The organism is Marinobacter algicola DG893 (assembly GCF_000170835.1).
Lineage (GTDB): Bacteria > Pseudomonadota > Gammaproteobacteria > Pseudomonadales > Oleiphilaceae > Marinobacter > Marinobacter algicola.
In genome coordinates, this window is the sequence record NZ_ABCP01000010.1 from 87,365 (window position 1) to 101,819 (window position 14,455).

Consider the following 14,455-nt stretch of genomic DNA (forward strand, 5'->3'; position numbering starts at 1 on the left):
GCCTGAAGAGCCGAAAAGCGGTTTTCCTCTCCCAGGTATTTCCTGCTAATCTGGTTTTCTATTGAAACCAACTTTCAAACACATAATCAATAGACATACCGGAGAGACCCCATGGAAAACGGCACCCACTACCGTACCTGCCACCTGTGTGAAGCCATGTGCGGCGTGGCCATTGAGGTCAGGGAAGGCCATGTCACCTCCATCAAGGGTGACGAAGACGACCCGTTGAGCCAAGGTCACATCTGCCCCAAAGCCGTTGCCCTCCAGGACCTCCACGAAGACCCGGAGCGCCTGCGCAAACCGGTACGACGCACCACTGACGGCTGGCAGGAAATGGAGTGGGACGAGGCTTTTGATCTTGTGGCCAGCCGCCTGCACCGGGTACGCAAAGAGCACGGCCGCAATAGCATTGGCGCCTATCTCGGCAACCCCAACGTACACAACCACGGCTCGCTGGTGGCCACCATGCCATTCCTCCGGGCCCTGGGCACCCAGAACCGTTTCTCTGCCACCTCCAACGACCAATTGCCCCATATGCTGGCCAGCCTGGAAATGTTTGGGCACCAGATTCTTTTTCCGATACCGGACATCGACCGCACCGAGCTGTTTATCTGCATCGGAGCGAACCCCATGGCCTCCAACGGCAGTTTGATGACCGTGCCGGACTTCCGTGGCCGTCTCAAGGCACTGAAGGGGCGCGGCGGCAAAATGGTGGTCGTAGACCCGCGCCGCACCGAAACCGGCAAACTGGCTGACGAATTCCATTTCATCCGCCCGGGCACAGACGCTCTGTTGCTGATGGCCATGGTGCATACCCTGTTCGAAGAGGACATGGTCAATCTTGGCCATGCGGAACAGTGGACGAAAGACGTGGATCTTGTGCGACTGGCCGCACTGGGATTTACACCCGAGGCTGTCAGCGATACTACCGGCATGCCGGCGGCCGATATCCGCAACCTTGCACGGCAACTGGCCACAACACCGAGGGCTGCACTGTACACCCGCATGGGCACCAGTACCCAGGCCTTTGGCGGTGTTGCAACCTGGCTTGCCTACGTGCTCAACATCCTGACCGGGAAGCTGGACAGCACTGGCGGCATGATGTTCACACAACCCGCGATTGATCTGATCGCACTCGGTGGTATGTCTGGCCAGAACGGTCATTTCGGCAAGCGGTTCAGCCGGGTGAAAAAACTGCCTGAGTTTGCAGGCGAATACCCTTCAAGCACCATTGCCGATGAGATTCTCACACCGGGTGAGGGACAGATACGGGCATTCGTAACGGTGGCGGGCAACCCGGTGCTTTCGAGCCCCAACGGCGGACGGCTTGACGAGGCCTTCGCCGGCCTCGACTTCATGGTATCGGTGGATTACTACCTCAATGAAACCACCCGCCATGCGGATGTCATACTGCCTCCCACCGCTGGCCTGGAACGCAGCCACTACGATCTTATCTTCAGCATGTTTGCTGTTCGCAACACCGCCAAATACAGCCCTGCCCTGTTCGATGCCGGCAAAGACACCCGCCACGACTGGCAGATACTGCTGGAGCTGGCGCACCGTCTGGAGAAAAAACGTAAAGGTGGTCGCCTGCCCCTGCGTTCCGAAATGGGTTGGCGCGCGTTCAAACAGATCGGGCCGGATCCGATCCTTGATCTTATGTTGAGGGCCGGTCCCTACGGAGCCAACATCGGTCCTGCACGCGGCCTGGTCCAGCCCGCCATCGACCTGGTGATGGATATACTTCCGGAGCGTCACCCCCTGCGGAGTCTGGCAAAAATGAGCCCACTGAACCGCCACTGGCAGGACTTGCCCAAGGGACTTTCCATCAGCGCACTGAAGGAACTGCCCAACGGTGTGGATCTCGGGCCGCTTCGCCCCTGCATGCCCGGCAGATTGTTTACCCGCGACGGCAAGGTAAACCTCGCCCCACGCCGGTATCTGCAGGATCTGGGGCGGCTTCACGCCTTGCTGCAGGCACCTCCCGCCGACCGTCTGTTACTGATCGGACGCCGGCACGTTCGCAGCAATAATTCCTGGATGCACAACAGTCAGCGGTTGGTTAAAGGCAAGGAGCGCTGTACCCTGATGATTCATCCGAAAGATGCTGCCCGCTGCGGCCTTCAGGCTGGCGATTCCGCCGAGGTTGGTTCCACCTCCGGTCAGATTGTATTGCCGGTGGAGATCACCGAGGACGTGATGGCAGGGGTGGTTTCAATACCCCATGGCTGGGGCCACCATCGGGAAGGTACCGGTCAGAGTGTGGCCGTTGCCCACGCCGGCGCCAGCATAAACGACGTGTTGAGCGATCAGGAAATTGATCCGCTTGTTGGCACGTCCGTACTCAATGGACAGACTGTATCCGTGAAAGTCTGGCGCGCAGACCGCCAGCGCAAACAGGCCTGACATTCTCAAGGGAGACTTCTATGCCGCCGTGGCTTCAATGGACACTGATTATTGCCGGTCTGCAGGCTATCGCGCTGCTGGTCGCGTTTATCGGCCGCCAGTTCCGTGCCCTGCGGGATAGCAGGAGGCGGCAGGAGAAAGCCGAATCTTTCCAGAAAGAACGCCGCGACAGCATGATTGAAAGTATCCGGGTATTGGCCATGGCGGTGGAAGAGAATCAGGTTGAATACTCTGAAGCCTGCCTGCGAATCAAGGGCCTTTTGGACCATGTGGCGCCGGAATTGCTGGACCAGTCCCCTTTCCGGGTGTTCCAGGAAGTGCACGACCAGATCCAGCACATGCCGACCCATCGTGCCCGCCAGGAAACGGATGCCCGCTTTGTGGAAAAGATGGACCGCGAGCGGCTGACGGTCGAGAAAGAGCACGCCGACGCCATCCGCCGCGCCGCAACGGCCATTCGACACCATCCGTTCCAGGCTTAACGCCTGTCGATGTGGGGCTGACACTTCAGTATTTTGTAACAGTTTGTAATCAAGATTCGTCACTGATTTTTTGATTAGCTTTACAAATCAATCTCTTCAGATGTCACGAAATTATGACGCCCCGCTCATTCACCAAACACCAACGTAGCCAGCTTTTATTTCACTCCATATTGGCTAAGTTTAAAAAAGCGCGTTGCCACTACTGACCCTGCAACGGCTCACGTTGTTTTCTCCTGAACACGTTTGGTTTGATCTGCAACAAGCGGGTGAGCTTGCCGGCCTTCGGGCCGGCTTTTTTGCGGGGTTTAACCAGAGAGGTTAGGCGGTAGACGGGACCTACTGGTTCATCATTCCCGCCATCGCCATAATGCTATCCTTGTTTTCGACCAGTTCATCAAACTGCGCTTCCACCTTTTCCCTGTCCAGACCGAGGGATTCGTAGCACGCATCCGACACTTCTTCACCCGCACCCAACGCAACACCACGCTTGGTCAACAGTTGCCGCCCCAGCCAGAGCAGCTTACTGTACACTGCGTGGGGACCATCATAGCCAGGGTTCTTCTGGTTGCGGATCGCCAGACAGACCTCGTCAGGCATACCCCAGTTCTGCATCAGTTCCGCCGCAATCTGCTCCCGGGTCACACCCAGCAGATAATGCTCAATCATTGAGGAATCGAGATGGGGGTTCGCTTCCAGCGACCGGCACACCAGCTTGAAATGGGGAGGGAATACCTGCGCCAGCACCAGATAGCCAAAGTTATGCAATAGCCCCGACAGATACGCAAGACCAAAAACCGGACGCTCGCCACGAGGCATCATACTGGCCAGGATACCAGCCGACTGAGCTTGCCATATCGCCTGCTGCCAGTAATCCACGTAGCCTTCCGGATGATCCTGAGGCTGCTTCAGGGCACGCCCCAGGGAAAGCCCCATGGCCAGGTTCATCACCAGGTCGAACCCCAGAATCCGAGAGACCGCGTCGTGCACAGAACGCACCTGCCCCGCCGCTGCGTAGAAGGACGACGACGCCCAACTGACAACCTGAGCCGCCAGGCTGGGGTCGCTTTCCACAACGTCCACCAAATCACCCATCACGGCGTTTGGGTTTACCCGCAGGTGAATGATGCGCTGGGCAGTTTCAGGCAGTGGGGGCAGCTCCAGTGTATCTTCCAGGCGCTGCTGGATACGCAGCGAGGTAAACCGTCGAATGGCGGAATGAAACTGATCCCTGTCCTTTTCCGGACTGCTGAGATTCACGGCGATGCTTTCCGGCGCCACCGAAAAGGAATGACGGTCGCCCGCGACGGTAATTCCCCGGAACTCGTCACCGGGCATGACCATGCACAAATTCTGATCACCCAGGACCAATGCCACAGAGGCCAACTCATCCACCCGCACATCCACGATCGTGGGCCAGCCGGTTAGAGACGGTAACGCCGGCAGTTCGGTCAGGCCAGAGCGCTCACGAACCCGGACCTGTTCCCGTCGCTTCATCACCCGCAGGTCCCGCCCCAACTGTTTGTTCAGGGCATTGATATCCAGCAGGTCACCCTCGCGGCATATAACCTGGAGATTCCCCTCCTCATCCGTGAGCAACACCATTCGCAACAGTTCGTCGCCCCGAGCCTGGCTCACATCCCTAAGGGAAACGCCGGCAGCAGACTCACCCAACGCCTGCCTGACTACGACAGGTAGCTCCATAAGTTTCTCCCAAAATGTAGACGGTGCCCCGTTGGACACATTGGTTTCACTCAGTATAGGGCACAAACAGCGACCCAACTTTGACACCAGGCGGGTTTTCACGCGATTTCTGATGCCGGCGCGGCGCCTTTAGACGTCGCCGTAGCGAATTCGCTCCCCCAACCAACGGCGAATCAATCCGTTCACCAGCGCCGGTTGCTTCATCAGTGGCGGTGCCATTTTGCGGATTGGTTCGATCCAGCCCTTGTCCCGTTCGAAATCTGCCAGCCGGAATTGCATCATACCGGTCTGGCGGGTGCCTAACACTTCTCCAGGCCCGCGTATTTCCAGGTCTTTCTCGGCAATTTTGAAACCGTCCTGACTGTCTCGCAGGGCCTGCAGACGCGCCTTACCATTCATCGACAATGGTGGATGGTACATCAACACACAGAAACTGGCCTCTTCACCCCGGCCAACCCTGCCCCGCAGCTGGTGCAACTGCGCCAGGCCCAGGCGCTCCGGGTTTTCGATGATGATCAGCGAAGCATTGGGCACGTCCACGCCCACTTCAATCACGGTGGTTGCCACCAGAAGATCGAGTTCGCCGTTCTTGAATTGTTCCATCACCGCCGCTTTTTCAGCCGCCTTGAGGCGACCATGAACAAGCCCCACCTTCAGGTCCGGCAGCCGTTCCGCCAGTTCCTGTGCGGTCCCTTCCGCCGCCTGGCACTGCAGCGCTTCTGATTCCTCAATCAGCGTGCACACCCAGTATGCCTGCCGACCTTCCTTACAGGCCTTTCGTACCCGATCGGTTACATCGTCACGCCGGCTGTCGGGAATGGCGATGGTTTCAATAGGCTTGCGGCCGGGGGGCAACTCATCAATCACCGACGTATCCAGGTCCGCATAGGCGCTCATGGCCAGCGTACGCGGAATAGGGGTCGCTGTCATAATCAACTGGTGTGGCGCCATGGTGCCGCCGACGCCCTTCTCCCGCAGGGCCAATCGCTGATGCACGCCAAACCGGTGCTGTTCGTCCACAATCACCAGTGCCAGGCGGCTGAACGCGACATCTTCCTGAAACAGGGCATGGGTACCTATCACCACGGTGGCTTCGCCACTGCCAACGGCCTCCAGAGCCTCCTTTCGTGCCTTGCCCTTAATTTTTCCCGACAGCCACGCCAACTGGATGCCAAGTGGCTCCAGCCAGCCGCGAAAATTCTGATAGTGCTGTTCCGCCAGTATTTCAGTGGGCGCCATCAGCGCCACCTGGGCACCGGCGCCAATGGTCTGTAATGCCGCCAGCGCCGCCACCACGGTTTTGCCCGACCCCACGTCTCCCTGCACCAGCCGCAACATGGGTACCGGCTGACTGAGGTCCTGACGGATCTCGGTCATAACCTGTCGCTGCGCCCCGGTAAGGCTGAACGGAAGCAGATCCAGGAAGCGTTCGGGCAGATCACCGGTTGGTAGTAACGGCAGCGCCTCCCGGGCCTGAACCTGCTGTCGTACCTGCAAAAGGCTCAGTTGGTGGGCCAGCAGCTCTTCCATGACCAGTCGTTGTTGAGCCGGGTGCCGCCCCTCCATCAACAGATGAACCGGCGCGTTGGCCGGAGGCGAATGCACCAGCTCCACCGCCTCGGTGATACCAGGCAACTGATAATTGGCGAGAAGCTCCTCCGGCAACCAGTCACGAATCGGATAGCGTTTAAGGTAACCCAGAGCTTGCTGGCAAAGAGCGCGCACCCGCGGTTGTTGAATGCCCTCTGTCAGGGGGTAAACGGGCGTTAGCGTGGCCTCACCCTGCGCTGGCATCGGCGGCGGGTTGACCTGATATTCGGGATGGTAGAATTCGTAACCGGCCCGCCCCGGTCGGACCTCGCCGAAACAACGCACTCGCGCGCCTTCTGTGAGTTGGTTCTTCTGGGCGGCGTTAAAGTGAAAGAAACGCATGACCAGGAAGCCACTGCGGTCTTTCAGAGTTACCTGCAGGCTGCGGCGCCGGCCCATCACCAGATCGGCTTTCATCACCTCACCTTCCACCACTCCGACATCACCAATACGGAGGTTGCCCATGGGGATAATGCGGGTGCGGTCCTCATACCGATGGGGAAGATGGAACAGCAGATCCTGCAGCGAACGGATGCCCAGTTTCGACAACTTGTCGGCCAGGGCATTACCGACGCCTTTCAGGGTGGTAACGGCAATGTCGTCCAGTGACATCATGGCCTGACTCAGGCGGTTGCAGCCGCGGCCGGCGTATCAATCTTCGCTTTCTCGATCACCCGGCACTGGCTGGCCGCCAGCGATAGTACATCAATCGCTTTTGGTCGTGGGAAAGTGACCCGCCAGGCCAACGCCACCGTGCGATAAGGCACCGGTGCCGCGAAAGGCCTGACGGCGAGTATGTTTTCGTCATACTGCATTGCTGTGGCGGCGGACAGCGGTAACACCGTAATACCGAGACCGGAGGCCACCATATGGCGGATGGTTTCCAGTGAACTGCCTTCGGTCACCAGAGAGGGTGCCGCAGCACTGGGATTACGGGTGACCGCATCCACCAGAGGCGGGCAGGATTCCAGCACCTGGTCACGGAAACAGTGGCCGGGGCCGAGCAGTAGCAACTGCTCCTGCGCCAGTTCCTCCGCTGTCAGACTCTCGCGCTTGGTCAGTGGGTGACCTCCTGGCAGCAGTACCACAAAAGGCTCGTCGTAAAGAGGCAGAGTAACGACCTCAGGTTCTTCAAACGGCAGCGCGATGATAATGGCGTCCAGTTCTGACTGGCGCAGTTTCTGGCGCAGTGTGGCGGTGTAGTTTTCCTCGATGTAGAGCGGCATCTCGGGCGCGGCGCGGCGCAGCTCCGGCAACAGGTGCGGGAACAGGTAGGGGCCGATGGTGTAGATGGCGCCCACCTTGAGGGCGGCATTGAGCTGGTTCTTGCCGTCCTGTGCCATGTCACGGATAACACCCACCTGATCCAGAACCCGCTGGGCCTGGTCGATGATACGCTTGCCCGTTTCGGTGACCCGGATGCTGTTTTTGCTACGCTCAAACAAGGGGATGCCGAGTTCGTCCTCGAGTTTCTTGACGGCCACACTCAAGGTCGGCTGACTGACATGACAGCGCTCGGCGGCGCGGCCAAAATGCCTTTCCCGGGCAAGGGTAACAACGTATCTTAACTCGGTCAGAGTCATGGCGGGCTCCGGTCAGAATTCGTCCAGGTCAGGGATCGTACAAACGTTCCGTTAATTTATTAGCCAAAGCATAAGGATTGATATTGTCTATGGCAATCACTGAGCACCAACAAACGCCAAGAATACTGGTCGCGGGCTGTGGCAAGCTCGGCGGCGCCATTGCCTCTCAGCTATCCAGGACGGCAATGGTATACGGCCTGCGGCGCAATCCGGACAGGGTTCCGGAAGGCGTCCATGCGCTGGGGGCAGACCTCCTGGTACCAGAGCAGGTACGTTCAGTACTGCCGGACAATCTCGACATTGTGGTTTATTGCCTGACACCCGCAAGCTACGACAACGAGGGCTATCACAATGCCTACGTAAAGGGCCTGAAGAACCTGATCGGCGCTCTGGACGGACACAAACTCACGCGGCTGGTATTTATCGGTAGCAGCAGTGTCTATGCCCAGGACGATGATTCCTGGGTCGATGAGAGCAGCCCAACCGACCCCGACCGATACAGTGGCCAAGCAATCCTCGAAGGTGAGAGGATCGCCCTGGAGAGCGGCAGTCCGGCAACCGTAATCCGTTTTAGTGGCATTTATGGACCCTCGCGGGCGCGCTTCCTCGATGCCGTGATGAATGGCGACATGGATCCGGCCTCGCCCGGTCCCTACAGCAACCGTATTCACGAAGCGGATGCGGCTGCGGCCACCTGCCATATCGTGGAGCGGGCACTTGTCGGCCAGCCACTTGAAGATTGCTACCTCGCCAGCGATTGCGAGCCTGTGCGGCTGGATGAGGTGGTGGCATGGGTACGTGAACAACTACCCTGCGCAAAACCCGGCCCCAACGCCCGCCAAGGAGGCCGCGCAGGCAGTAAGCGCTGTAACAATCGGCGGCTGCTGGACTCCGGATTCCATTTCCGCTACCCGGACTTCCGGGTGGGCTACCGGGAGATGATTGCCGAAAAAAGCCAGTAGGCCTGGCGACCAGCCTACCAACGAAAAAGGCGGCCCATGGGCCGCCTTCGGTGTTAATTTGAGCGAGTATCAGCTCAGCACCATCACCGCTTCCATCTCAACCGGAACGCCCTTGGGCAACGCCGCGACGCCCACGGCAGCGCGCGCCGGGTAAGGCTCCTGGAAGTAGGTGGCCATGATTTCGTTCACCGTTGCAAAGTTGCTCAGATCCGTCATGTAGATGTTGACCTTGACGATGTCCTTGAGCTCTCCGCCACTGGCCTCGCAGACGGCTTTAAGGTTCTCAAACACCTGGCGGGTCTTGGCGGCGAAATCACCCGCGACCACCTCCATGGTTTCCGGCACCAGCGGAATCTGCCCCGACAGGTACACGGTGTCCCCGGCTTTCACCGCCTGGGAGTAAGTGCCGATGGCCTGTGGCGCGTTATCAGTCTGTATTACGGATTTGTTGGTCATGACCTTGGGGTCCTCTTTATCAAAACGCCAATCCTCACCTTTGGGTGGCTGGCGTGTCAACAGGCCAAACGTCGCGGCCCTGGCCTATTGCATCACGGTTACGTCAGTGCCTTACCCGGTTGATATGGGTGACAGAGCGAATATTCCTGATCCTCCGCATCACCCTGGCAAGATGCCGGCGACCGTTCACATGCACCACAAGGCTGACAATACCCAGCCTGGCGTTTTGCTCTTCCACATTAATGCGCTCGATGTTGCCATCCGCCATGGCCACTGCGTTGGCAAGCTCTGCAATGACCCCACGCTGGCGCTCAAGCTCCACACGAAGCTCAACGGAGAACTCGTTGGCAATGTCCTTGGCCCACTTCAGATGAGTGAGACGCGCCCTGCCTTCATCGTCCTCCGGCAACCGTGAACAGGTATCCGAGTGAATGACCATGCCATTGCCCGAGTCCATGGCACCGACTACCGGGTCACCGGGAATTGGCTTGCAACAACTGGCAAACCGAACCAGCAGGCCTTCGGTGCCACGGATGGTGACCGGGCTGTTATTGGCATTATCCATGATGGTCGCGGATGCTACGTCCGATGCTTCATCATCTGCACCGCCGCTGACCAACTGGCGTGCCACGAGATAGGCCATGCGATTGCCCAGGCCAATATCGCTGACCAGGTCCTCGAAACTGTCCACCTGGTTATGGCGGACCACCGCCTGGATCTGATGCTCGTTGATCTCCGACAGGCTGGTGCCAAACCCTTTGAGGGATTTCTTCAGCAGGGTTTTGCCGAGGTCCAGGGATTCAGCACGCTTCTGGTTCTTGAGCACATGGCGAATACTGCTGCGGGCCTTACCGGTTACCACGAAACTGAGCCAGGCGGGATTGGGCCGGGCTCCGGGGGCGGTAATGACTTCAACGGTCTGGCCGCTTTGCAGCGGCTGGCTCAGGGATCCGAGGTTGCGGTTGATACGGCAGGCCACACAGGCATTACCGATGTCCGTATGGATGGCGTAGGCAAAGTCAACGGGAGTCGCTCCGCTGGGCAACTCCATGATTTTGCCCTTGGGCGTGAACACGTAGATCTCGTCCGGGAACAGGTCGACCTTCACATGTTCGATGAATTCCAGGGAATCGTCCGCTCGCTCACGCATCTCCATCAGGCCTTTGACCCAACGGTCCACCCGTGTCTGGTTGACGCTGGTCACGCTGGAGGGCTCGTTCTTGTACATCCAGTGAGCCGCAATACCATTATTGGCGATGTGCTCCATTTCCTCGGTGCGGATCTGGATTTCAATGTTCACATGCATGCCAAACAGCGTGGTGTGCAGGGACTGGTAGCCATTGGCCTTGGGCATGGCAATGTAGTCCTTGAAACGGCCCGGCAACGGCTTGTAGAGGCTGTGCACGGCACCGAGAATGCGGTAGCAATCGTCCTCGGTGTCGGTGATGATGCGGAAGGCGTACACGTCCATGATTTCGTGGAAGGATTTCTGCTTGAACTTCATCTTGTTGTAGATGCTGTTCAAGTGCTTTTCCCGGCCCAGAATGCGGCCTGGCAGGCTGCGCTCCTCCAGTTTTTCCTGCAGTTTGCCACGGATATCGTCAATAATTTCCCGGTGACTGCCCCGAAGCTTTGCGACTGCCTTGGAAATGTACTTTGAGCGCATCGGGTACAGTGAGGAGAAGCCCAGGTCTTCGAGTTCGGTACAAATGGAGTGCATACCCAGGCGATTGGCAATCGGGGCGTAGATATCCAGGGTTTCGTTGGCGATGCGCTGACGCTTCTCGTAGGGCATCGGGCCCAGGGTGCGCATGTTGTGCAGTCGATCCGCCAGTTTGACCAGGATCACGCGGATATCCCGTGCCATGGCCAGGGTCATTTTCTGGAAATTTTCGGCCTGGGCCTCAGCGCGGGAACGGAACTCAATCTGGGTGAGCTTGCTGACACCGTCCACAAGCTCGGCGACATCCTCGCCAAACTGCTCAGCCAGCGCGTCCTTGGGGATACCTGTGTCCTCAATGACATCGTGGAGCATGGCCGCCATCAGGCTCTGGTGATCCAGCTTCAGGCTGGCAAGGATTCGGGCCACCGCCAGGGGATGGGTGATGTAGCGATCGCCGCTTTTGCGCATCTGCCCTTCGTGGGCCTGTTCGGCATAATAGTAGGCTCGTCGCACCTGATTGATGCGATTGGTATCTAGATACGTGCTGAGTTCATTGGCCAGCACATCAACCGTTGCCTCTGCCGACACCGCGCCTCCGTGGGGATCATAAATGCCAGGGATAAAAAAACCCGAATGCACGCATTCGGGTCCTTCCGACGTTCTTCCAGTCATGCCTATAGATACACTATAAAACCGCAAGAACAGATTTCAATGCTTTGGACGGGTAACCAGAAAATATTCCCGTCTTCGGCCACATTCAGCGACCTTCAGCCTTATTCGTCGTCATCCTCGGTGAGGAGATCGCGGGAGATCTTGCCTTCAGCGATTTCACGCAGGGCAATAACGGTAGGCTTGTCGTTCTCTTCTGCGACCAGCGGCTCAAAGCCCTTGGTTGCGATCTGGCGGGCACGCTTGGTGGCCAGCATAACCAGCTGGAAGCGGTTATCAACGTTTTCAAGGCAATCTTCAACGGTAACTCGTGCCATAACTTCCCCGACAATAGCAAAATGACTGATTTCAGCAGACCGCGTAGTTTACTGCGGCCGGTTCAATTTGTATACAGGCAATATGCGCCGATCAATGGCGCTCGGACAGCCTGATCAGTAGCCCGGAGTGCCTGACCTGCTGGGTCTGCATGCGCAGGCGATGGCAACGAACAATCGCCAGCAGGTCGTCCAGCGCGGTATCAAAATCATCGTTAACCACCAGATAATCAAATTCCACCGCGTGGCTGCACTCATCCGCCGCCTCATTGAGGCGACGCGCCACCACCTCCGGTGCGTCTGTTCCCCGGCCGGTCAGGCGATCCTTTAACGCCTCCGGCGATGGTGGCACGATGAAGATGCTGACACAGTCCGGCATCAGGTGGCGGACCTGCTCCGCACCCTGCCAGTCAATTTCCAGGATCACATCCTGCCCCGTAGCCAGTGTCTGCTTCACCCAGACCTGGGAGGTGCCGTAGTAGTTCCCGAAGACATCCGCATGCTCCAGGAAGTCACCCCGGCTGATCATTGCCTCGAAGGCCTCTCGGGTGACGAAGTGGTAGTTGACGCCATCCTGTTCCCCCGTCCGCATAGGCCGGGTTGTGTGGGACACGGAAACACCCAGCTTTCGGTCCTGCTTCAGCATCTGAGCCACCAAGCTGGTCTTACCGGCACCGGAAGGGGCGGAAATCACATACAGCGTGCCTTGTTCTGATTCCTGGCTCATGGGGCAAACAACTCCAGCATTGACGGGACTTTCAGTTGGCGCGGGACAACCCAGGCACCACCACAGTAACGAGGGCGGGATTATACGGCGTTTAGGCCGCCCTCGCATCCAGGGGAAACTACTCCAGATTCTGCACCTGCTCCCGCATTTGCTCTATCAACACTTTCAGGTCAACCGCTGCCCTTGTCACCCGGGCATCAATGCTTTTGCTGCTGAGCGTGTTGGCCTCGCGGTTGAGCTCCTGCATCAGGAAATCCAAGCGGCGACCGATGGCATCGTCGGACTGCAGAGTATCCGACACCTCGGTGATATGGGCTTCCAGGCGATCCAGCTCTTCGGCGACATCGCTTTTCTGGGCCAGCATGACCATTTCCTGAGCCACGCGATCCGGGTCAAGCTCCACCTTTGCCTGCTCGAAACGATTTTTCAGGTGCTCTTCCTGGGCACGAATCAGTTCCGGCATTCGTTCCCGAACCTCAGTCACCCGCTCCCCCATGGTCGTCAACCGGTCCTCAAACAGAGGCCGCAGGCGCTCACCTTCCCGCTCCCTGACGGTCACCAGCTCACTCACGGTACGCTCGAACAACGCCCCGGCCGCCTCCCGGGCCGGGCCAAAGTCCTGCTCGGTGGAGGCCAGTACTCCCGGCCAACGGAGTATATCCAGGGCGCTAATGTGGGCCGGGTTGTCCAGCATTCGGTTGATGTGGTTGGCCGCTTCATTGACGGCGCTCGCCACCTCCTCGTCAATCTCGAAACCCTGGGTTGCCGATTCATTGGCCTGAAGACGAAGGGCGACATCCACCTTGCCGCGCCGCAATTGCTTGCGCAGCTGCTCACGGAAACTGTTCTCCAGATCCCGAAGCGCTTCGGGCAAGCGAAAGGACGGCTCCAGGTAACGATGGTTCACCGTGCGAATTTCACAGGTAAGTGTTCCCCAGTCTTCCTGGGTATCCTGGCGAGCAAAGGCCGTCATACTTCTGATCATGGTGACTCCGCGTTTGGGAAGAAGCAGTACTTCAGTTTAGCAGGCCGACTGCCCCAACATCGAACAGACGCCTCGGACTGCGTGTTATACTCCGCAATCTTTCAACATTGCAATCGACCGGGGATTCTCCCCGGACACTCACTACCAATACCAGGAATGACTATGAGACCGAGCGGAAGAACGCCGGAACAACCCAGAGACATCCGCATCACGCGCCACTACACCCGCCACGCCGAAGGATCTGTATTGGTGGAGTTCGGCGACACCAAGGTAATCTGTACCGCCTCTGTCGAAAATAAGGTGCCGCCATTCCTGCGCGGCGAAGGCAAGGGCTGGATCACCGCCGAGTACGGCATGCTGCCCCGCTCCACCGGCAGCCGTATGGGCCGGGAAGCCGCCCGAGGTAAGCAGGGTGGCCGCACCGTGGAAATCCAGCGCCTGATCGGCCGCTCCCTGCGCGCAGCGGTTGACTTGAGCGCTCTAGGCGAACATTCCATCACCATCGACTGCGACGTCATCCAGGCCGACGGCGGCACCCGCACGGCGGCGATTACCGGTGGCTGCGTGGCGCTGGTGGACGCGCTGAATCATCTGGTGAAAGAAGGCCGGCTGAAGACGTCGCCGTTGAAACAGATGATTGCAGCGTTTTCCGTAGGCGTCTACAAGGGCACACCGGTGTTGGACCTGGATTATCCGGAGGATTCCGAAGCCGAAACCGACATGAATGTGATCATGACGGATCAGGGCGGCTTCATTGAGATTCAGGGAACCGCCGAGGGCGCGCCGTTTGAACAGGAAGAGCTGGATGGCATGCTGAAACTGGCCAAACTGGGCATTGGGCAGTTGTTTGAGGCGCAGAAGGCGGCTTTGGCCCAGTAGCCGTTAGCATTGAGGTCTGGGCGGGCTTGGGAAGATGG

Annotated in this window: 12 protein-coding genes; 4 read left to right on the top strand and 8 right to left on the bottom strand. The window is 58.5% G+C overall.

The features are described 5' to 3' along the window. Positions 1–111 precede the first annotated feature (111 nt). Together MDG893_RS09405 and MDG893_RS09410 are read left to right on the top strand one after the other, a co-directional pair. Positions 112–2,406, top strand: coding sequence for a molybdopterin-dependent oxidoreductase (locus MDG893_RS09405; RefSeq protein ID WP_007153535.1), 2,295 nt, complete (start codon positions 112–114; stop codon positions 2,404–2,406). 20 nt (positions 2,407–2,426) lie between these two features. Beyond that, complete coding sequence (locus tag MDG893_RS09410) at positions 2,427–2,888, top strand: DUF2489 domain-containing protein (protein ID WP_007153536.1); 462 nt, start codon at positions 2,427–2,429, stop codon at positions 2,886–2,888. A gap of 336 nt (positions 2,889–3,224) precedes the next feature. On the opposite strand, the gene MDG893_RS09415 is transcribed toward MDG893_RS09410, so the two are convergent. The 3 genes from MDG893_RS09415 to MDG893_RS09425 all read right to left on the bottom strand — a co-directional run bounded on the left by MDG893_RS09415 (position 3,225) and on the right by MDG893_RS09425 (position 7,762). Then, a complete protein-coding gene (locus MDG893_RS09415) occupies positions 3,225–4,589 on the bottom strand; it encodes an HDOD domain-containing protein (protein WP_007153537.1) in 1,365 nt (454 codons plus the stop codon). Between the two features lie 129 nt (positions 4,590–4,718). Then, positions 4,719–6,794 carry an ATP-dependent DNA helicase RecG gene (gene recG / locus MDG893_RS09420; protein ID WP_007153538.1) on the bottom strand — a complete coding sequence of 692 codons (2,076 nt, stop codon included), beginning with the start codon at positions 6,792–6,794 and terminating at the stop codon, positions 4,719–4,721. Between the two features lie 8 nt (positions 6,795–6,802). Beyond that, positions 6,803–7,762 carry a hydrogen peroxide-inducible genes activator gene (locus MDG893_RS09425; RefSeq protein WP_007153539.1) on the bottom strand — a complete coding sequence of 320 codons (960 nt, stop codon included), beginning with the start codon at positions 7,760–7,762 and terminating at the stop codon, positions 6,803–6,805. 89 nt (positions 7,763–7,851) lie between these two features. Between MDG893_RS09425 and MDG893_RS09430 the strand changes: the two genes are divergently transcribed. Next, positions 7,852–8,724, top strand: a complete 873-nt coding sequence (locus MDG893_RS09430) for an NAD-dependent epimerase/dehydratase family protein (protein ID WP_007153540.1) — start codon at positions 7,852–7,854, stop codon at positions 8,722–8,724. Positions 8,725–8,793: 69 nt separating this feature from the next. Here the strand turns inward: MDG893_RS09430 and MDG893_RS09435 are convergent, their stop codons facing one another. The 5 genes from MDG893_RS09435 to MDG893_RS09455 form a co-directional block, all read right to left on the bottom strand. Next, positions 8,794–9,180 (bottom strand): RidA family protein, encoded by a 387-nt coding sequence (locus tag MDG893_RS09435; protein ID WP_007153541.1) that lies wholly within the window; start codon positions 9,178–9,180, stop codon positions 8,794–8,796. A 103-nt stretch (positions 9,181–9,283) separates the two neighbouring features. Beyond that, positions 9,284–11,431, bottom strand: coding sequence for a RelA/SpoT family protein (locus tag MDG893_RS09440; RefSeq protein WP_040474479.1), 2,148 nt, complete (start codon positions 11,429–11,431; stop codon positions 9,284–9,286). A gap of 185 nt (positions 11,432–11,616) precedes the next feature. Continuing rightward, positions 11,617–11,829 (bottom strand): DNA-directed RNA polymerase subunit omega, encoded by a 213-nt coding sequence (rpoZ, locus tag MDG893_RS09445; RefSeq protein ID WP_007153543.1) that lies wholly within the window; start codon positions 11,827–11,829, stop codon positions 11,617–11,619. Positions 11,830–11,920: 91 nt separating this feature from the next. Beyond that, positions 11,921–12,553 carry a guanylate kinase gene (gene gmk / locus MDG893_RS09450; protein ID WP_007153544.1) on the bottom strand — a complete coding sequence of 211 codons (633 nt, stop codon included), beginning with the start codon at positions 12,551–12,553 and terminating at the stop codon, positions 11,921–11,923. A gap of 118 nt (positions 12,554–12,671) precedes the next feature. Beyond that, on the bottom strand, positions 12,672–13,538 hold the full coding sequence (locus MDG893_RS09455) for a YicC/YloC family endoribonuclease (protein ID WP_040474466.1): 867 nt from the start codon (positions 13,536–13,538) through the stop codon (positions 12,672–12,674). Between the two features lie 162 nt (positions 13,539–13,700). Between MDG893_RS09455 and rph the strand changes: the two genes are divergently transcribed. After that, positions 13,701–14,417, top strand: a complete 717-nt coding sequence (gene rph / locus MDG893_RS09460) for a ribonuclease PH (RefSeq protein WP_007153546.1) — start codon at positions 13,701–13,703, stop codon at positions 14,415–14,417. Positions 14,418–14,455 lie beyond the last annotated feature (38 nt).